This window comes from Rathayibacter sp. VKM Ac-2754 (assembly GCF_009807095.1).
Classification (GTDB): domain Bacteria; phylum Actinomycetota; class Actinomycetes; order Actinomycetales; family Microbacteriaceae; genus Rathayibacter.
Window position 1 is genome coordinate 113,037 of the sequence record NZ_WUCC01000009.1, and the last position, 19,612, is coordinate 132,648.

Below are 19,612 nucleotides of genomic sequence, written 5' to 3' on the forward strand. Positions count from 1 at the left end.
TCGTCCGGCGCAAGCACCCCGACGCCGATGAGCTGTGCGAGCCGGCTGAGCCCGCGGTGTCGAGCGTCCCTACAGCATCCCGGTCAGCACGCCTCCGTCGGCGCGGAGGGCGGCACCGTTCGTCGCCGACGAGAGCGGGCTCGCGAGGTACACGGCGAGGGTCGCGATCTCGTCGGGCTCGAGGAAGCGCTCGAGCAGGGACGTCCGATTCCCGCCCGCGATCTGCGCCCTCACGTCGCCCTCGGCGAGCCCGTTCGCGGAGGCGAGGCCCCGGACGGCGGCGGCCACGCCGTCGGAGTAGGTCGGCCCGCCCAGGATCGTGTTGACCGTCACTCCCGCGCCCCGGGTGAGCTTGGCGAGACCGTTGCCCAGAGCGAGCATCGCCGCTTTGCTCACGCCGTAGTGCACCATGTCGGCCGGCACGTTCACGCCCGACTCGCTGCCGATGAAGACGATGCGGCCCCAGCCGGCGTCGATCATCCGCGGGAGCAGCGCTCGCGACAGGCGCACCCCGCTCATCAGGTTGACGTCGAGGACGCGCGCCCACGCGGCGTCGTCGACATCGGCGAACGGCGTCACGTCGAAGAGTCCGGCGTTGTTGACGAGGATGTCCACGCCCCCGAGCGCGTCGAGCAGCCGCTGGGTCTCGGAGGCGTCGGCGAGATCGGCCGCGATGCCCGAGACCTCGCCGCCCGGCACCTCCCGCTCGAGCCGACGCACCGCCTCCTGGACCCTGCGGTCGTCCCGGCCGTTGATCACCACCGCGGCACCCTCGCGCAGGAGCGCCCGCGCGATGGCGCAGCCGATCCCCTGGGTCGAGCCGCTGACGAAGGCGCGGCGGTGCGCGAGCTGGAGATCCATGACAGTCCTGACGGTCGATTAACTTGCTTGAGCAAGCAGTACCGTACGGTCGAACAGTTGCTCAGTCAAGTGACGGGTAGACTCCGGGCATGGCCGAGAACCGCCCCGATCACCGCCCCCTCGCCGGCGCCGACCTCGAGACCTGGGCAGCACTCGCGACAGTGCTGGAGTGGCTGCCGCCGGCACTCGACGCCGACCTCGTTCGCGACTTCGAGCTCACCCACTTCGAGTACGGCATCCTCTACGCACTGGGCGCGGCGCCCGACCGCGCGGTGCGGATGAGCACCCTCGCCGACTTCGCGAACAGCTCGCTGTCGCGACTGTCCCGCGCGGTGTCGCGGCTCGAGGCGCGCGGCTGGGTCCGCCGCAGCCCGGACCCCGCCGACGGCCGCTCCACTCTGGCCGCTCTCACCGACGACGGCGGCGCGATCCTCACCGCCGCCACGCCGGCGCACGAGGCGGCGGTCAGGAGGCTCGTCCTCGACCCGCTCACCGGCGCCCAGCGCCGTCAGCTGAAGGAGATCGCCCTGCGGATGCAGCGGGCCGTCCGGGAGCGCGCGGGGTGGCGGGCATGAGCGCCCCTCGTCGGCCCGACATCGCGGCCGTCGAGCTGATCGGCGGTCGGGAGGCGCTCCGGGTCGGGCTGCACCCCTCCGACGACCGCTGGCCCGGTCTCTACGAGCAGCACCGGCGCCGCATCCTCGATGCCCTGCCCGACGTCGAGGTCGAGCACATCGGCTCCACCTCGGTCCCCGGCCTCGCCGCGAAGCCGATCATCGACATCGTCGTCGCGGTGGCCGACATCACCGCCGAGGAGGACTACCTCGACGCCCTCCTCGAGGCCGGCTACGAGCTCCGCGTCCGCGAGCCGGGTCACCGCCTCGTGCGGACGCCCGAGCGCGACGTCCACGTCCACGTCTACGGACGCGGCGCCCGCGAGATCGACGACTACCTCCTGCTCCGCGACCGCCTGCGCTCCGACCCCGCCGAGCGCGCTCTCTACGAGAGCACCAAGACCACGCTCCTGGGCCGCCCCTGGGACGACATGAACGCCTACGCCGACGCCAAGACCGAGGTCGTGCTGGCCATCCGCGAGCGAGCGCGCACCGCCCGCGACGCCTGAGCGCGCCTGGGCTCAGCCCGCCTGGATGGCGTGCAGCCCCGCGTACACGCCCTCGGCCGCGAGCAGCTCGTCGTGCGTCCCGCACTCGACGACCCGGCCCGCGTCGAGCACGACGATCCGGTCGGCCGAGCGGATGGTCGACAGCCGGTGCGCGACCACCAGCGTCGTCCGTCCCGCGCGCAGGCGGAGCAGCGCCTCCTGCACGAGCTGCTCCGACTCGCTGTCGAGCGCGCTGGTCGCCTCGTCGAGGAGCAGGATGCGCGGGTCGCGGATCAGCGCGCGGGCGATCGAGATCCGCTGCCGCTGACCGCCCGAGAGGCGCGCGCCCTTCTCGCCGAGCAGGGTGTCGAGGCCGCGCGGGAGGCTCTCGACGAGGTCCCACGCGTTCGCGTCCCTGAGCGCCCGGCGCACCTGCTCGTCGTCGACGTCGTCGAGTCCGTAGGTGACGTTCTCGCGGATGCTGCCCGTGAAGAGCACCGAGTCCTGCGGCACGACCGACACCGCTCGGCGCACCCGGCGCAGATCGAGGGTGTTCATGTCGACCTCGTCGAGCAGGATCCGCCCCTCCGTCGGCCGGAGGAACCCGAGCGCGAGGTTCAGCACCGTCGACTTGCCCGAGCCCGAGCGCCCGACGAAGGCCACGGTCTCGCCGGGGCGGACGTCGAGGTCGAGGTCGAGGACGGCGGGAGTGTCGGCATCCGGATAGCGGAACGCCACCCGCTCGAAGCGGAGCCGGCCGACCACGCGCGAGGGCGCGGCCATGCCCTCGTTGCGCTCGATGTCGGGCTCCTCGAGCACCTCGGCGATCGACCGGAGCGACTCGCGGCCCTTCGTGATGATCGGCGCGAGGTTGAGCAGGTTGACGATCGAGTTGGTCAGCATCACGAAGTAGGTGCTGAGGAGGACGACCTGGCCCGCCGTGACCGGCAGCAGCCCGGTCACCGAGATGAGCGCCGCCCCGATCAGGCACGCGATCGACAGGAACTGGAAGGCCACCCACGCGAGGGCGGTGAAGCGGCCGTTCAGCACGTCGAGCGAGAAGCCGGAGTCGCGCACCGTCTGCGCGCTCTGGTTCATCCGTCGCGTCGCGACGCCCTCGAGGCCGTGCGCGCGGGTGATCGGCAGGAGCGACGCCATCTCGCCGACCTGCGACGAGAAGTGCTCGACGTCGCGGCGGAACCGCTCGTTGCGCGTCGCCGAGCGCTTCCGCACTCCGGCGACCAGCAGCACGGAGAGCGGCACGACCAGCACGAAGAGGATCAGGAATCCGGGCACCTGCACGGCCACCACGGCCAGTGCGCCGACGATGACGCCGAGGGCGCTGAGCAGCGGGTTCGCGCCCTGCTGCAGCATCAGCTCGACGTTCTCGACGTCGCGCACGACCTTGGTCTGCATCACCGACGAGCTCGAGCGCGTGTGGAAGCCGATCGACAGCTCCTGGAGGCGGTGGGCGAGCTGGTTGCGCAGGGAGACGCCGAGATCGCGCACCGTCGACATGAACAGGCGCACGAAGAGCTGCGCCGCCGGGTAGTTCAGCGCGACGAGGACCAGCGCGCCGGCGCCGAGCCCCAGCAGGGTCGCCGGGGATCCGCCGGCCACGACGGTGTCGATCACGGCCGACGTGATGACGGGCAGCACCCAGATCGGGCTGTCCTTCACGAGGTAGGCGAGCACCGCCACGAGCAGCCGCGACCGGGCGGGGCGGAGCGAGGCGACGAGCCCTCCGAGAGGCCGTCGCGCGGTGATGACGGGATGCAGCCCCCGCGGATGACGTCTCTGGCCCACGATGTCATCGTAGGCACACCGGGCCCCGCGCGGGAAGACCGGCGAGCGCTCTCCGCCCGCTTTCGGACCGGGAGAGCCGCGGATCGCGGCCCCGGTCACGATCATGACAACGATGGTACAAATCTCTTGACTCGCCGCCGGAGCCCCGTGTACCGTCCCCCGGAGACAGGGCAGCCGCCACACGGCTCGGTCCGTCGGTCAAAGACGATCACGAAGGAGACACCATGAAGTTTCGGCGCGTCATCGCAGTCGGAGGCGTCCTCGCTCTCGCCGCCGGCCTCACGGCCTGCTCCGGCGGCGGAGGCGACTCGAGCGGCGGAATGGACGGCACCCCCGAGGGGGAGATCACCGTCCTCACCCAGCGCACCGACCTCATCCAGGACGGCACGTTCGACGAGTACGCGAAGCAGTTCACGGAGGCGTACCCCGGCACCTCGGTCAAGTTCGAGGGCATCACCAACTACGAGCAGGACGTGACGACCCGTCTCTCCTCCGGCAACATCGGCGACGTGCTCGCCCTGCCGACCTCGGTCGCACCGGATCAGTTCTCGGCCTTCTTCGAGCCGCTCGGCACCACCGAGGAGCTCTCGAAGACCTACCGCTTCACGGAGCCGAAGGCCTACGAGGGCACCGCCTACGGCATCGCCCAGTTCGGCAACACGATGGGCTTCGTCTACAACAAGAAGGTCTGGAGCGAGGCCGGCGTCGACGGCATCCCGACCACGCCCGACGAGTTCCTCGCCGACCTGCAGCTCATCAAGGACAACACCGACGCGACTCCGTACTACACGAACTACAAGGACGCGTGGCCGCTGTCGCAGTGGAACGGCGACCCGAGCATGCTCGGCGACGCCGACGCCAACAACGCGCTGAACAGCGACGAGACTCCCTGGACCGGTGACGACTCCTACGTCGGCATCTCGGACGGACTGCTCTTCGACATCGTCAAGAACGGCCTCTCGGAGGAGGACCCGACCACCACCGCGTGGGAGGGCTCGAAGGCCATGATCGCCACCGGCGAGGTCGCCACCATGTACCTCGGCTCCTGGGCGATCCAGCAGATGAAGGATGCGGCCACCACCGCCGGCACCGACCCCGCCGACATCGGCTACATGCCCTTCCCGTACCAGGCCGACGGAAAGTTCGTCGCGACGCTCGCCCCCGACTACTTCAGCGCGATCAACAAGAAGTCGGACAACAAGGCGACCGCCATGGCCTGGATCGAGTGGTTCACGCTCGAGTCCGACTACGCGGCCAAGTCGGGTGCGATCGGCACCGCCATCGACAGCCCGAACCCCGACACCCTCGCCGACTTCACCGAGCTGGGCGTCGAGTACCTCGAGCAGGACGCCGCTCCCGCCGGTGAGGAGAGCGTGCAGGCCGACATCATCAAGGCCTCGCAGGTCGACCTGACCGGAGGCATCTACCGCCAGAAGCTCGTCGACATCGCTCGCGGTGCCGCCGACGGAGACAAGGAGTCGGCCTTCGCCGACCTCGACTCCCGCTGGGCCGAGGCCATCGCCTCGATCGAGTGACCGACTCCGGAGGCGGGGTGCCCACGCGCCCCGCCTCCGGATCTCGTCTTCATCCACTTCGACCAGCGGGACTCCAGACATGACCGAGATCATCGGCGCCACGGGCGTCGCCTCCACCCGGGCGCTCGCGGGCGCCTCCCCCGTCGTCAAGCGCCGGCGCGGGCTGAGGGGCCCGAACGGCGAGCTGAGCATCACGCCGCTGCTCTTCCTCGCGGTGCCCCTCGTCCTCCTCATCACGCTGACCTACTACCCGGTCGGCAACATGATCTGGTACTCGTTCACCGACTGGGACGGCATCTCGCTCGAGAAGGACCCGATCGGGTTCGACAACTACCTGCAGATCTTCACGAAGCCCGAGTACTTCCAGGTCTTCTTCGTCAGCCTCTACTACTTCGCCGCCTCGTTCGTGCAGATGTTCATCGCGCTCTACTTCGCGACCCTGCTCAGCTTCGACACCCGGTTCCGCAACCTCTTCAAGGGCATCATCTTCTTCCCCTACCTCCTCAACGGAGTGGCGATCGCCCTGGTGTTCCTCTTCTTCTTCCGGCCCGGAGGAACGCTCGACGCGACCCTGGCCGGCCTCGGCCTCGCGCAGACCGGCACCACTCCGCTGTGGCTCGGCGACCCCGACTGGGTCAACGTCTCGCTCGGCGGGGTGTCGATCTGGCGCTACACCGGTCTCAACTTCGTGCTGTTCCTCGGAGCGATCCAGTCGATCCCCGACGAGATCTACGAGGCGGCCGACCTCGACGGCGCCAACTCGTGGCACAAGTTCCGCTTCATCATCGTGCCGGGTATCAAGCGCATCATCAGCCTGTCGTTCATCCTGGCCATCGCGGGATCGCTTTCGGTGTTCGAGATCCCGTACATCATGACGGGCGGCTCGAACGGCAGCTCCACCTTCGTCATCACGACGATCCAGCAGGCCTTCGTCTTCCAGCGGGTGGGCTTCGCCTCCGCCATGGCGGTCATCCTGCTGATCGTCGTCCTGCTCGTCACCTACGTCCAGCGCCGGCTCGTGCCGGACGACGACGTGGCCCTGAACTGATTCGTGGCCCCGAACTGATTCGTGGCCCTGAACTGATTCGACAATCACTGATCCGTCTGGAGACGTCATGACCTCCGCACTCGCCGCGCCGCAGCGGCCCCGGGAGCGCTCGCTCGCCCCCCATCCGATCCGGCGGTTCCTCGCCGTCTTCGGCAAGTACGCGTCGCTGATCGCCTTCAGCCTGCTGCTCCTGCTGCCACTCGTGGTCATCGTGTTCGCGAGCTTCAAGACGGCGCAGGAGTACGCGACGACCTCGCCGATCACTCCCCCGCAGAACTGGCTCAACTTCGAGAACTTCGGCACGGCCTGGGTCGGCGGCGACATGCTCCGCGGCTTCGCCAACACCGGCCTCGTGCTGACGCTCTCGATCATCGTCACGATCCTGATCGGCACGATGGCGGCCTACGCGCTCGACCGGTTCGAGTTCCGGGCCAAGAAGCTGGTGTTCGCGCTGTTCCTGATCGCGACGCTGGTCCCCGGAGTCACGACCCAGGTCGCGACGTACCAGGTCATCAACGGCTTCGGCCTGGTCAACACCTACTGGGCGGCGGTGCTGCTCTTCTCGGGCACCGACATCGTCTCGATCTACATCTTCGTGCAGTTCATGCAGTCGATCCCGAAGAGCCTCGACGAGGCGGCGATGCTCGAGGGCACCAGCCGCTTCGGCATCTACTGGCGGATCATCCTGCCGCTGCTGCAGCCCGCGATCGTCACCGTGATCATCATCAAGGGGATCGCGATCTACAACGAGTTCTACATACCGCTGCTGTACATGCCGACGCCCGAGCTGAACATGGTCTCGACCTCGCTGTTCCGCTTCATCGGGCCGTTCAGCTCGTCGCAGCAGATCATCGCGGCGGGGGTGCTGATCGTGATCGTGCCGACGCTCGTGATCTTCGTCTCGCTGCAGCGCTTCATCTACAACGGCATCACCAGAGGGGCCACCAAATGACCACGTCCGTCCGACCGACCACCGTCCGACCGACCACCGTCCGACTCCACGAGGGCTGGAGCGTCGAACCGCTCCCGGGGCGCCTGGTGCCCCGCGCCGTCGCCGCCGCCGGCCCGATCGCGGCCGTCGTCCCCGGCACCGTCCACACCGACCTGCTGGCCGCCGGCCTGATCGAGGACCCGTACATCGGCACGAACGAGAAGCTGCAGGAGTGGGTCGGCAGTACCTCGTGGCGCTACACGACCACCTTCACCGCCTCCGCCGACGGCGCCGACCGCGCCGACCTGGTCTTCGAGGGGCTCGACACCATCGCGACCGTGCGCCTGAACGGCGAGGTCGTCCTCGAGAGCCGCAACCAGCACCGCAGCTACCGCGTGCCGGTGCAGGGCCGCCTCGTCGACGGAGAGAACACGCTCGAGGTCGTCTTCGCAGCGCCCGTCCCGGCGGCCGACCGGGCCTCCCTCGAGCTCGAGTACCGCCCGCACGTCAACCACCACCCCTTCAACGCGATCCGCAAGTCGGCCTGCAGCTTCGGCTGGGACTGGGGTCTCGACACCTCGACCAGCGGCATCTGGCGCCCCGTTCTCCTCCAGTCGTGGTCGACGGCGCGGATCGCCGAGACGATCGTGTCGGCGGATGTCGACGGGAACGACGGGGTCGTCGACCTGCGCGTCGCGGTCGACTCGGTGACCTCCGACGCGCTCGAGGTCGTCGCGAGCGTCGGGGGCACGACTCTTCGCGCCGACGTCGTGGACGGCGAAGCGCGGCTCCGCCTGGCGGTGGCCGACGTGCAGCGCTGGTGGCCCCGCGGCTATGGCGAGCAGACGCTCTACGACCTCGCGATCTCGCTCGAGGCGGGCGGCGAGGTGCTCGACGAGCGCACGAAGCGGATCGGCTTCCGCACCGTCCGCGCCGACACGACTCCCGACGACGCCGGCACCCCGTTCGTGCTGATCGTCAACGACCGCCCGGTCTACGTGAAGGGCGTCAACTGGATCCCCGACGACACCTTCCCGCACCGCATCGACGCCGAGCGCTACCGCGCGCGGCTCACGCAGGCCGCCGACGCGAACATCAACCTGATCCGCGTCTGGGGCGGCGGGATCTTCGAGAGCGACGACTTCTACGACGCCGCCGACGAGCTGGGCCTGCTGACCTGGCAGGACTTCCTGCTCGCCTGCGCCGCCTACGCCGAGGAGGAGCCGCTCTTCTCCGAGATCGTCGCGGAGTCGCGCGAGGCGGTCATCCGTCTGGGCTCGCACCCCTCGCTCGTGATCCTGAACGGCAACAACGAGAACATCTGGGGCCGCGTGGAGTGGGGCTGGGACTCCCGGCTCGAGGGCCGCACCTGGGGCGAGGGCTACTACTACGACGTGTTCCCCGGGCTCGTCGACGAGCTCGCGCCGCACGTCGTCTACACGCCCGGGAGCCCCTTCTCGCCCGATCGCTCGCAGCACCCCAACGACGCCCTCAACGGCACGACGCACCTCTGGGAGCACTGGAACCGCGAGGACTACCCGCGCTACCGCGAGGTGCGCCCGCGCTTCGTCTCCGAGTTCGGCTGGCAGGGCCCGCCGACCTGGGCGACGCTCTCCGAGGCGATGCCCGATGAGCCGCTCACGCCCGAGTCGCCCTCGATGCTCGTGCACCAGAAGGCGATGGAGGGCAACGTCAAGCTCACCGACGGCCTCGTCGCGCACCTGCCGCTGCCGAACACGATGCCCGAGTGGCACTGGGCGATGGGGCTCAACCAGGCCCTCGCGATCCGCACCGCGCTCGACTGGTTCCGCTCGCTGCAACCGCACAACACCGGCGCGATCGTCTGGCAGCTGAACGACAACTGGCCGGTGGTCTCGTGGGCGGCCGTCGACGGCTACGGGCGGAAGAAGCCGCTCTGGTACGCGATCCGCGCGGCGTTCGCCGACCGCGTCGTGACCGTGCAGCCCGAGGGCGGGCGACTCGAGGCGTCGCTGTCGAACGACACCGACGTCGACTGGACGGGGACCCTGCGCGCCTCGCGGCGGTCGTTCGACGGCGAGGTGCTGTCCGAGACCTCCGCGACTCTCGAGGTGCCGGCACGCACGACGATCCGCGTTCCGCTCGAGCTGGGCGCGCCTGCCGACGCGGCCGCCGAGCTGCTCGTCGCCGAGTTCGGCGGAGAGCGCGGGCTGTGGTTCTTCGCCGAGTTCCGCGACTCCGCGCTGCGCTCTCCGTCATCGGCCGAGGCATCGCTCGAGACCGAGGCGCACGCGGTCGACGGAGGCGTCGACGTCACCGTGACGGCGCGCAGCCTCGTCCGCGAGCTGGCGCTCCTGGCCGATGTCGCCGCTCCGGACGCCGAGGTCGACGACATGCTCGTGACCCTGCTGCCGGGCGAGAGCGTCACGTTCCACGTCCGCACGGCGTCCGGGGTCGCTCCGGAGGCGTTCACCGCGCCCGAGGTGCTCCGCAGCGCCAACACGCTCCTCGCGGCGGTGACCGCATGAGCGTCGACCTGTCCGCGCTCGACGAGCACTTCTCGGGGATGACCTGGGGCTGGACCGGTGTCCGCGGCACCTGGGCGACTCCGCAGGCCGAGCACTCGCTCGACGAGATGCGCCCGCTCGGCCTCAACTGGGTCACCATCGCCTTCGCGACGCTGCAGGACACGGTCGTCTCGACCGAGATCCCGTGGCGGGAGGCGCCGACGCCGACCGACGACGAGGTGCGCTGGGCGATCCGCGCCGTGCACGAGCGCGGCTGGAAGGCCGTGCTGAAGCCGACCGTCAACTGCCGCGACGGCCTCTGGCGCGGCTACATCGGCTTCTTCGACTGGGACGTGCCCGGCGAGGCGCACTGGGGCGACTGGTTCGCCTCCTACACCGAGTACATCGTGCACTTCGCCGGGATCGCGGAGCAGGAGGGGGCCGAGATGCTCTGCATCGGCTGCGAGATGGTGCGCAGCGATCCGCGCCAGGCCGAGTGGCGCGCCCTCGTCGCCGAGGTGCGGAAGGTCTACTCCGGCATCGTCACGTACAACTGCGACAAGTACCAGGAGGATCACGTCGAGTGGTGGGACGCGGTCGACGTGATCTCGGCCAGCGGCTACTACCCGACAGGGCAGTGGGAGGAGCAGCTCGATCGCATCGAGCCGGTCGCCCGGCGCTCCGGCAAGCCGTTCCTCTTCATCGAGGCCGGCTGCCCGAGCCGCGACACGTCTCCCCAGCGCCCGAACGACTGGACGCTGCAGGGCGCGCCGTCGGGGAAGGCGCAGGCCGACTACCTCGGTGAGATGTTCGAGGCGTGCCGCTCGCGCGACTGGGTCGGCGGCTTCGCGCTGTGGGACTGGCCGGTCGCGCTCTACGACCCGGCCGAGGCGGAGTCGGACACCGACTACTGCATGTACGCGAAGCCGGGTCAGCAGGTCGTCACCGACTACTACGCGTCGCGCGCGCTCGACGCCCCCTGATGGGGGTCGGTGGGGCGGGCCGGCAGGAGTTCTCGAAGCACCTCGACGGCTAGCATTCAGACACCTGCCCGCCCGCGGCTCACCGCGGATCCTCTCGAAAGATCTGCCGTGAACTCACGCCGCCGCCGGCCCCTCGTCCCCCTCACCGCGCTCGGCCTCGCCGCCGCGCTCCTCACCACCGGGCTCGCCGCGAGCCCCGCGTCGGCGGCTCCCGTCTCGGACGCGTCGACCGGCCAGAAGACCGCTCGCGAGGTCGTGCAGGCCGACGCCGCCGCCGGCGAGGTGGTGCTCTCGGGCACCATCGCGCTGTCGGACGTCGACGAGGCGCACCCCGCCCCGACCGGCGCCGCGTACTCGCTCCGTGTCGAGAACGCCGCGTTCGAAGAGGTGACCACCGTCGTCGTCGAGTCGACGTTCTCGATCACCCTGCCCGGCGGCGAGGACTACTTCCTGCGCGCCTCGGTGATCGGCGACTCCGCCTGGTACCCCGTCTGGTACGGCGACGACACCCCGATCGACGTCGAGGCCGAGCCTCTCGCCACGACCACCGCCGGCCTCACGATCACGCTCCCGCGGAACGCCCCGGTCTCGGGCACGGTCACGGCGGACGCGGTCGCCGGAGTCACGACCACCGCCCTCGAGGTGCAGGCCTGGTGGTACGAGGAGGGCAGCGACGCCTTCTACAAGCTCGGCGGCGACGCTCCCGCCGCGGGCGCCCCCACCACCGCCGTGCCGTGGTCGCTCGTGGCGATCCCCGCGGGCGAGTACGTCTTCCGCTCGGCCGAGGACACCTACCCGGCCTACGACGACCAGTACTTCTCGAAGCTCCCCCGGCTCGTCGAGCAGGCGGTGACCACGGTCCCTGCCGCCGGTCTCACCGGCGTCGACTTCACCCCGGGGATCTACGGCTCGAGCGTCTCGCGCCTGCAGGGCAGCGATCGCTACGCCACCGGAGTGGCCATCACGAAGTCGACCTTCGACACCGTCGACGTCCTCTACATCGCGAGCGGAGCGAACTGGCCCGACGCCCTGAGCGCCGGCCCCGCCGCCGCCGCGCAGAAGGGCGCGCTGCTGCTGACCGACCCGAACGAGCTGTTCGACGTCGTCGCCGCCGAGATCGTGCGCCTCGACCCGGAGCGGATCGTCGTCGCCGGCAGCTCCCTCTCGGTCAGCGACGCCGTCCTCGACGACATCGCGAGCCTCACCGACGCCCAGGTCGACCGCATCGCCGGCTCGGACCGCTACGACACCTCCCGGAGGCTCGTCGCGGACGCGTTCCCCGACGGCTCCTACGACTCCGTCTTCCTCGCCACGGGCAACGCGTTCCCGGACGCGCTGTCCGTAGCCCCGATCGCCGGACGACGCGGCGAGCCCGTGATCCTCGTCGACGGAGCGAAGCCCGAGCTCGACGCGGCGACGAAGGCCGCCATCGGCGACCTCGACGCGACGAACGGAGTGCTCCTGGGACGCGCCGGCTCCATCTCGCAGGGCATCCAGAGCAGCCTGCAGTCCTCAGGCGCTGTGCAGGCCGTCAAGCGGGTGGCCGGCGTCGACCGCAACGACACGAGCCGACAGCTCAACGAGGCCTACCGGCCGTCGCTGCTGACCGACACCGCCTTCCTCGCCTTCGGCAACGGCTTCGCCGACGCCCTCGCCGTCGGCCCGGTCGCCGCGGCGGTCGGTGCCCCGCTGTACCTCAGCGAGGCGACCTGCCTGCCCCGCGACACCCGCACCGCGCTGCAGAGGAACAGCCTCGACTACGTGACGCTGCTGGGCAGCCGCCTGACCCTGGCGGCGCCGCTGGAGTCGCTGACGGTCTGCCCGTAGGGCGATCGCGGGAGGGGGCACGGGCTCGACGCCTCCGACCACTAGCATTCAGAAATCCCGTGTCCTCCGCGGCCCGCCGCGACGTCCAGAAAGCTCTCCTGTGACTCCTCGCCGCCGCCGCACCCTCCTGCTGTCCCTCTCCTCCGTCGCGATCGGCGCGCTCGCCGCCGTGGGGTTCGCCGCCCCGGCCTCGGCCGCCTCGGCGCCGATCAGCGGGTCGATCACGTCGCCCGCCGGCGTCGCGGGGAGCCACCGCTACGTCGTGCAGGCGTGGTCGGTCGACGGGGACTCCTTCGACGAGGCGGAGCTCGCCGGCTCCACGACGACCACGCTCGCCAGCGGAGCGACGGGCGCCTACACGCTGCCGGCGCTGCCGTCCGGGTCGTACACCGTCCGCGTGCTCGAGCAGCCCGCGGGCTCCGGCGTTCCGACCGTGGCCGACGAGTTCTGGATGGACACCGACTGGGTCCGCGCGGCGACGAGCGTCGAGGTCGGCGAGTCGCCGGTCTCGGACATCAGCTTCACGCCGGAGGCCTACTCCTTCTCCTCCGCGCGGATCGAGGGCGGCGACCGCTACGCGACCTCGGTCGCGACGACGCAGAGCGTCCAGCCCGGCGTGCCGGTCCTCTACCTCGCCAGCGGCGAGAAGTGGGCGGACGCGCTGAGCGCCGGGCCCGCGGCGGCGATCCAGGGCGGCGCGCTGCTGCTGACCGACCCGAACACTCTGTTCGCCACTGTCTCGGCCGAGATCGAGCGGCTCGCTCCGGTGAAGACCATCGTCGTCGGCAGCGAGCAGACCGTCTCGGCGGCCGTCTACTCGCAGATCGACGCCGTCGTCGGCGACCTCGAGCGGATCGGCGGCAGCGACCGCTACGACACCTCGCGGCAGATCGTCGCCGACGCGTTCCCCGCCGGATCGGCCGACGACGTGTTCCTGGCCACCGGCGGCAACTTCCCCGACGCGCTCTCGGTCGCTCCCGTGGCCAGCCGCTCGGGCGAGGCCGTGCTCCTCGTCGACGGGGCGGAGGACGACCTCGACGCGCCGACGACGGCCGCGCTGAAGCGCCTCGACCCGACCACCGCCGTGGTGATCGGCCAGGAGCCCTCGATCTCGGCGGGTATCGAGACCGCGCTGACCGCCTCCGGCGCCGTCGACGACACGACGCGCATCGGCGGACCCAGCCGCTACGCCACCAGCCGCCTCATCAACGAGGCCTTCCCCCCGGCGCCGCTCACCGACACCACGTACATCGCCTCGGGCGAGGGCTTCGCCGACGCCCTCTCGGGAGCGACCGTCGCCGCGGCGAACGGCGCCCCCATCTCGCTGAGCTACCCCTCCTGCGTGCCTGCCGAGACCGTCGACTCGCTGAAGCGCCTGCACCTCGACTACGCCTTCGTGCTCGGCAGTGAGCTGACGCTCTCTCGCGCGATCAGCACCGTCACGCCCTGCTGACCCGGGGCGAGCAGTGAGCAGCACCCCCCTCCTCGTCGGCATCGAGACCGGAGGGACGAAGGTCGTGGCGGCCGTCGCCTCCGCCGCCGCCCCCGAGACGATCCTCGCGACGACGACCCTGCCGACCCGCGGGCCGGTCGAGACGCTGGCCGATCTCGCGGCCTTCGTGCGCGACCCGGGAGTCGACGGCACGGTCGGCGCCGTCGGCCTCGCCTCCTTCGGCCCGCTCGACGTCGACCCCGCATCGGGCGACTACGGCCGCCTCACCTCGACGCCCAAGCTCGACTGGGAGGGCACGGACGTGCTCGGCCCGATCGGCGCCGCCGCCCCGGGCGCGCGACTCGGACTGGTGACCGACGTCAACGGCGCCGCCCTGGGCGAGGCGCGCTGGGGAGCCGGGCTCGGCGTGCCCGACTTCGCCTACCTGACGGTCGGCACGGGCGTCGGCGGCGGCCTCGTCTCGAGCGGCGGCCTGCTCGCCGGCAGCGGCTGGCCCGAGGTCGCGCACATCCTGCCCCGCCGCCACCCGGAGGACCGCTTCGACGGGATCTGCCCGTTCCACGGCGACTGCATCGAGGGCCTCGTGAGCGGCCCCGCGATCTCGGCGCGATGGGGAGTCGACGGTTCGCGCCTCGGCCCCGACGACGCCGCCGCGAACCTCCGCTTCAGCTCCTCCTACCTCGCGCAGCTCATCACCACGCTCGCCTACGTGACCGGCGTGCGCCTGGCGATCGTGGGCGGCGGCGTCTCGAAGACGCCCGGGCTCGTCGCCGCGGTCGAGGCGGAGGCGGCGCGGCTGATGGGCGCGCCCGGCGCCACGGGCACGGGCGGCGGTCCGGTCCGCGTCGTCCGCCCGACCCTCGGCGACGAGGCCGGCGTGCGCGGCGCCCTCTCGCTGGCGGAGTCGCTGCTGCGCTGAGGACTCGCCCCTCCCTTGCTGATCGAGTAGCCCCTGCGGGGCTACTCGACCAGCAGGGAAGGCGACGGGCGCCGACTTCTCCCCATCGCTGAGACCCGGAGCCGCTGCGGCCGCTAGGCGTCGAGCTCGTCGAGCTCGCGCAGGGCCTCGCGGGCGCGCTCGAGGCGGTCCGCCTCGGGCTCGTCCCACCAGGCGGGGCCGCGCTCGCCGAGGCCGTGCTTCGCGAGGCCGACGCGGCGGCGAGCAGCGGCGACGGCATCCGGGTCGCCCTTCGCGGCGCGCACACCCGAGCGCCCGCGGCCGAGGTGCGACGTCAGGGCCGTCACGACGTCGTCGGGGAGGCTCGGGTCGGTACGCCGCCACCGGCGCCCGCCGATCACGAGCCAGCGCTCGTCGTCCTCGGTCATCGCGCGCGACCGTTGACGCGGTCGCCGGTGCTCGTCAGGTCGACCTCGGCCGGCAGGGGCAGCGCCTCGATCGTCCCCTCTGCGGCGAGCGCCAGCAGGGCGTCGACCAGCTCGCGCGAGCCGCCGACCACGGTCGAGTCGAAGTCGATCTCGCTCGCGAGGTACCAGGCCCGGTCCTCGGGCCAGAGCGCCATCGGGGTCTGCACGGTCAGCCCCGACGCGTCCGCGAATCCGGAGTCGCGCGCCCAGCGGGTGTCGGTCAGCGCACGGACGTCGAGCGCGAACAGCAGGCAGTCGCGGCCCGGCAGCTCGAGGTACGGCGCCGACGCGACGAGCCCGAAGCCCTCCCAGAACGCGGCGAGGCAGTCGTCGGGAGTCGCGGTGCTGAGCGCCAGCACTCCCGCGATCGCGGCGAGCTCGTCGAGCGGCAGCTCGCCCGTCCGCGGCGGGCTGTAGACGTCGGAGTGATCCGCGACGAGGTCGCCCCACTGGGCGAGAGGGTGCAGCACCGTGCCCTCGCGCTCGGCGACGGCGCGCCAGCGGAACCGCTCGTCCGCCCCGAGGCCGGCGGGGTGCAGGATCCGCACGGCCGCCTCGAAGACGGGCGGGACGATGCCGTCGAAGGTCCCGAAGCGGCCGAGCGCGTCGAGCACCCACCGGCCGCGCTCGACATCGGTCGCGGCGCGGAGGGGTCCCATCGCGCCAGGCTAGCGGGGGGCCGTCGCCGGAGACAGGGCGTCGAAGGCGCGGGCCGGTCCCGGTGCATCGCGCAGGGCCGCGGACAGGGCGTCGAGACGATCGCGCGCGTCGCCGTCGAGCGCGAGCATCCGCCGCGCGGCCTCCGCGAGGTCGGCGACGACCGCCGTGTTCGGATCGAGCGCCAGAGCGACGCCCGCGTCCTCGAGCGCGGCGGCTCCGGCGAACTGGTCGGTCGAGAACGGCAGCACGACGAGCGGGACTCCCGCGGTCATCGACTCCGTGACGCTGTTGTTGCCGCCGTGCGTGATCGCCAGACGGGCGCGACCGAGCAGGGTGACCTGCGGGAGGAACCCGCGGACCAGCCAGCCCGACGGGACGACGCCGAGCGACGAGAGCGCCGTCGCTCCGGAGGCGAGGGCGACCCGCACCGGCCGGCCGTCGATCTCGACGTCGGCGAGCGCCGCGACCACCCGGGCGAGCACGTCGTCGCGCACCGAGAGGAAGCTGCCGAAGCTCACGTAGACGATCGGCGCGTCGGAGGCGGCGAGCCACTGCTCGACCTCCTCGTCCCGCTCCTCCGAGCGCACGGCCGAGCCGAGGAACGCGTGCGGAGGCAGCAGCGCCGTGCGCGCCGCATCGTGCAGCTCGCCGGGGTAGTTGAGCAGCAGCACGTCGCCCGTCTCGGCGAAGGCGTCGGTGCTGGGCGGCGCGCTCGGATCGAGCGCGGCCAGCGCCGCGTTCCACTCCGCGGTGAAGGAGTCGCGGACCCGCTCGCAGAGCGCCCGCAGCTCGGAGGTCTCCGCGGCCGCGGGCGCGAAGGCCGCGGGCCAGGCGGGCGGGAAGCCGTAGACCTCGCCCGGCACGGTCAGCGCGCTGGGGTGGCCGAGCACGACGTCGCCGTAGGGCACGCCGAGCGCGCGGAGGGCGACCCGGGCGGTGAAGGCGAGGTGGTCGACGACGATCGCGTCCGGCTGCACGTCGTCGAGGATCTCGCGGAGGCGCACGGAGACGCCGGCCGGGTCCCAGAGCAGGTCGGTGAGGCGCTCACGGGCCTGGTAGGCCAGCGTCGGCACCATGCCGAGTCGCGTGGCGTCGAAGAAGCCGCGGAGCGACTCCCCCTCGTCGGGCGCCTGCTCCTCGGCGCGGATGGTGCCCGCGTTCGAGCCGCGGCCGAGGCGGAGCGGCGTGTGCTCGAAGCCGAAGCCGTCGACGATCGCGCGGGTCGCCTCTCCGGTCGCCACGACGACGCGCTCGCCGCGATCGCGCCAGGCGGTGCCGAGCGTCGCGAGCGGGAGCAGGTGCGAGGCGTAGTCCGGGCTGACGATGAGCAGGCTCATGACGCTCCCAGCACGAGTCCCGAGTGGAACGGGCGCTCCTGCTCGGCCGTCGCCTTCGCGTAGACGCCGGTGAGCGCCCGGGCCATGGCCCGGATCGTGTACCGCTCGGCGACCATCGCGCGGCCCCGTTCCGCGGCGTCCGCGGCGAGCGGCCCGCCGGCGAGGTCGAGGGCGCTGCCCGCGGCGCGAGCGAGAGCGGCGCGGTCGGAGGTGTCGATCAGGAAGCCGGTCACGCCGTCCTCGACGTAGGTGGCCGGGCCGCCGGTCGCCGGGGCGACGACCACGAGCCCGGCGGCGAGCGCCTCCAGGAGTGCGATGCCGAACTCCTCCTTGACGCTCGCGCAGACGTAGGCGCCGCCCGGCGCCGAGAGCCCGGGGCGGCCGTGGCGCACGGCGCCGAGCCAGCGGGCGACCGTGCCGTTGGGCCGGTGGCCGGCGAGCAGCAGCCCGTCCGCGGCGACGGCGGCGATCCGGTCGAGCTGCTCGCGCTCGTCAGGGCTCGGGTCGGTCAGGTCGCCGCCCACGAGGACGAGGTTGGCGCGCTCGCGCAGGGCGGGATCGTGCGCCCACGCCTCCGCGAGTGCCGCCATGCCCTTGACCCGGTGCAGGCGCCCGACGCTGAGCAGCACCGGCAGCGAGCGCCGCTCCTCGGGGAGCTGCGCGAGCAGCGCGTCGAGCGAGGCGAGGTCGTCGCGCACATCGGATGCGACGACTCCCCCGGCCGCCGAGATCCGGGCCGCCTGCTCGCCGCGCTCGACGAGGCGCACGTCGATCCCCTCCGGCACGACCGTGTGGCGCTCGGGGTGGGCGGTGATGTCGATGCCGATCAGCTCGCGCATGCTCGTCGCGAGATCCTCCCGGGGGAAGAGCACGGTGTGCGCGGCGTCGGCGGCGAGCCGCTGCACCAGCCGCACCCGGAACCAGAAGTGCTCGGTCGCGTCGCGGTCGCCGAAGTCGGCGCGGGAGAGCGCCCCGGAGGCGTCGAGTCCGGCGATCAGCGCGTGCGGGTCGGGAGCGACCGTGAAGACGGTGGGGATGTCGAGCTCGCGCGCGACCGCGGCGGCCGCCAGCGAGCCGACGTCGGCCATGCGCAGGTGCAGCACATCGACGCGTCCGGCGGCGCGCAGCACGCGCCGGATCCCGCGCTCGGCGGCGACACGACGCGGCCAGGCCTGCGGCATCGGCACGGGCAGTCCGACGAACGGCACCGGCGCGAATCCGTGGCCCGAGACGGGCAGATCGGCGAGCGCCCGCTCCGCCTCGGTCGGGGTGCCGCGCGAGAGGGTCAGCACGCGCGCGACGCCCTCGGCGCCGAGAGCGTCGCCGAGACGCACGAGCAGCGTCGCGATGCCGCCGTTGTCGCCCGCGCCGACGCGGGTCAGCGAGCCGTCGATGTCGGCGTGGACGAAGAGCTGCGCGACCGTCGGGCCGGCCTGCGAGGCGACGAGGGGAGCGCGGTCGGCGAGCGCGAGGCGGGCGACCGCGCCGAGCTGGCCCGCGTCGTCGGCCAACCGGGTCAGGAGGAGTGCGGCGTCGTCGGACCGGCGCTCGCCCAGCGCGTCCGCAGCGGCCATCCGCACCTCGAAGCACTCGTCGCCGTCGGCGGCGAGGTGCAGGAGGCTGCGCTCGGCGATCGCGCCCGGCACCAGTCCCAGCGTCTCGGCGTAGCGGGCGCGCACGTCGAAGTCGCGCTCGCCGATCAGGGCGCCCTCGAGCGCGAGCGAGAGGAGGTCGGGGGTCGACGGCGCCCAGAGGAGAAGGGTGCGCTGCGCGAGCATGCCCGCGAAGCCTCCCGCGCGCAGCATCCGGAGCAGCGGGCCGATCGCCGCAGGGCGGGGCAGACGGCCGCCGAAGGCCCAGGCGGCGTGCTCGCGGAGGAACGCGCGATCGTCGGCGAGCAGCGCCAGGAGGGCGAGGTCCGCCTCCTCGTCGAAGACCTGAGCGAGCGAGTGCACCGCGGCGATGGCGGTGAGCTGGTCGGAGGGGTCGAGCGCGGCCCGCATCAGCAGGCGGACGGCGCGGCCGCCGCCGTCGCTCACCGCCGCGATGGTCAGCTCATCGGCCGCCCGGATCGCCTCGAGGAGGGTCGGAGCGCTGCGAACGGCATCGAGAACGGTCTGCACGGCCACGGTTCACCTGGATCTCATCGGTACGGGGAGCAGGCCGAGACGCACTCGGCCACCCTGAGACTGCCAAGCCGGGGGCTGGGATTTCACCT

General features: G+C 72.1%; 16 protein-coding genes. 10 read left to right on the forward strand and 6 right to left on the reverse strand.

Annotated elements, in window-relative coordinates:
- Window positions 1-69: 69 nt before the first annotated feature.
- Window positions 70-861 carry an SDR family NAD(P)-dependent oxidoreductase gene (locus GRS92_RS14995; protein ID WP_159857828.1) on the reverse strand — a complete coding sequence of 264 codons (792 nt, stop codon included), beginning with the start codon at window positions 859-861 and terminating at the stop codon, window positions 70-72.
- An 89-nt stretch (window positions 862-950) separates the two neighbouring features.
- Between GRS92_RS14995 and GRS92_RS15000 the strand changes: the two genes are divergently transcribed.
- Complete coding sequence (locus tag GRS92_RS15000; RefSeq protein ID WP_159857830.1) at window positions 951-1,436, forward strand: MarR family winged helix-turn-helix transcriptional regulator; 486 nt, start codon at window positions 951-953, stop codon at window positions 1,434-1,436.
- Entirely contained in the window at window positions 1,433-1,984 is a 552-nt protein-coding gene (locus GRS92_RS15005; protein WP_159857832.1) for a GrpB family protein, read from the forward strand. The genes GRS92_RS15000 and GRS92_RS15005 overlap by 4 nt, the downstream gene beginning before the upstream one ends.
- A 12-nt stretch (window positions 1,985-1,996) precedes the next feature.
- Here the strand turns inward: GRS92_RS15005 and GRS92_RS15010 are convergent, their stop codons facing one another.
- Window positions 1,997-3,769, reverse strand: a complete 1,773-nt coding sequence (locus GRS92_RS15010; RefSeq protein ID WP_235022050.1) for an ABC transporter ATP-binding protein — start codon at window positions 3,767-3,769, stop codon at window positions 1,997-1,999.
- Between the two features lie 224 nt (window positions 3,770-3,993).
- On the opposite strand from GRS92_RS15010, the gene GRS92_RS15015 reads away from it, so the two are divergent.
- The 8 genes from GRS92_RS15015 to GRS92_RS15050 all read left to right on the forward strand — a co-directional run bounded on the left by GRS92_RS15015 (window position 3,994) and on the right by GRS92_RS15050 (window position 14,951).
- Window positions 3,994-5,304 (forward strand): ABC transporter substrate-binding protein, encoded by a 1,311-nt coding sequence (locus GRS92_RS15015; protein ID WP_159857836.1) that lies wholly within the window; start codon window positions 3,994-3,996, stop codon window positions 5,302-5,304.
- Between the two features lie 79 nt (window positions 5,305-5,383).
- Window positions 5,384-6,352: a carbohydrate ABC transporter permease gene (locus GRS92_RS15020; protein WP_159857838.1), complete on the forward strand. Its 969-nt coding sequence runs from the start codon at window positions 5,384-5,386 to the stop codon at window positions 6,350-6,352.
- Window positions 6,353-6,419: 67 nt separating this feature from the next.
- Window positions 6,420-7,304, forward strand: a complete 885-nt coding sequence (locus GRS92_RS15025) for a carbohydrate ABC transporter permease (RefSeq protein WP_159857840.1) — start codon at window positions 6,420-6,422, stop codon at window positions 7,302-7,304.
- Window positions 7,301-9,790 carry a glycoside hydrolase family 2 protein gene (locus tag GRS92_RS15030; protein WP_159857842.1) on the forward strand — a complete coding sequence of 830 codons (2,490 nt, stop codon included), beginning with the start codon at window positions 7,301-7,303 and terminating at the stop codon, window positions 9,788-9,790. The genes GRS92_RS15025 and GRS92_RS15030 overlap by 4 nt, the downstream gene beginning before the upstream one ends.
- Entirely contained in the window at window positions 9,787-10,752 is a 966-nt protein-coding gene (locus tag GRS92_RS15035) for a glycoside hydrolase family 113 (RefSeq protein ID WP_159857844.1), read from the forward strand. Before GRS92_RS15030 ends, GRS92_RS15035 begins: the two co-directional genes overlap by 4 nt.
- 108 nt (window positions 10,753-10,860) lie before the next feature.
- A complete protein-coding gene (locus tag GRS92_RS15040) occupies window positions 10,861-12,579 on the forward strand; it encodes a cell wall-binding repeat-containing protein (protein WP_159857846.1) in 1,719 nt (572 codons plus the stop codon).
- A 100-nt stretch (window positions 12,580-12,679) separates the two neighbouring features.
- Window positions 12,680-14,032: a cell wall-binding repeat-containing protein gene (locus tag GRS92_RS15045; RefSeq protein WP_159857848.1), complete on the forward strand. Its 1,353-nt coding sequence runs from the start codon at window positions 12,680-12,682 to the stop codon at window positions 14,030-14,032.
- Between the two features lie 13 nt (window positions 14,033-14,045).
- Entirely contained in the window at window positions 14,046-14,951 is a 906-nt protein-coding gene (locus GRS92_RS15050; protein ID WP_159857850.1) for an ROK family protein, read from the forward strand.
- A gap of 113 nt (window positions 14,952-15,064) precedes the next feature.
- On the opposite strand, the gene GRS92_RS15055 is transcribed toward GRS92_RS15050, so the two are convergent.
- Genes GRS92_RS15055 through GRS92_RS15070 form a run of 4 tightly spaced genes read right to left on the reverse strand, consistent with a single transcriptional unit; the run spans window position 15,065 to window position 19,523 of the window.
- On the reverse strand, window positions 15,065-15,358 hold the full coding sequence (locus GRS92_RS15055; RefSeq protein ID WP_159857852.1) for a biopolymer transporter Tol: 294 nt from the start codon (window positions 15,356-15,358) through the stop codon (window positions 15,065-15,067).
- A complete protein-coding gene (locus GRS92_RS15060) occupies window positions 15,355-16,056 on the reverse strand; it encodes a hypothetical protein (protein WP_159857853.1) in 702 nt (233 codons plus the stop codon). Before GRS92_RS15060 ends, GRS92_RS15055 begins: the two co-directional genes overlap by 4 nt.
- A 9-nt stretch (window positions 16,057-16,065) precedes the next feature.
- Window positions 16,066-17,394, reverse strand: coding sequence for a glycosyltransferase (locus GRS92_RS15065; RefSeq protein WP_159857855.1), 1,329 nt, complete (start codon window positions 17,392-17,394; stop codon window positions 16,066-16,068).
- The gene (locus GRS92_RS15070) at window positions 17,391-19,523 is read right to left on the reverse strand and encodes a glycosyltransferase (protein WP_159857857.1); all 2,133 of its coding nucleotides are present in this window, start codon (window positions 19,521-19,523) and stop codon (window positions 17,391-17,393) included. The genes GRS92_RS15065 and GRS92_RS15070 overlap by 4 nt, the downstream gene beginning before the upstream one ends.
- Window positions 19,524-19,612 lie beyond the last annotated feature (89 nt).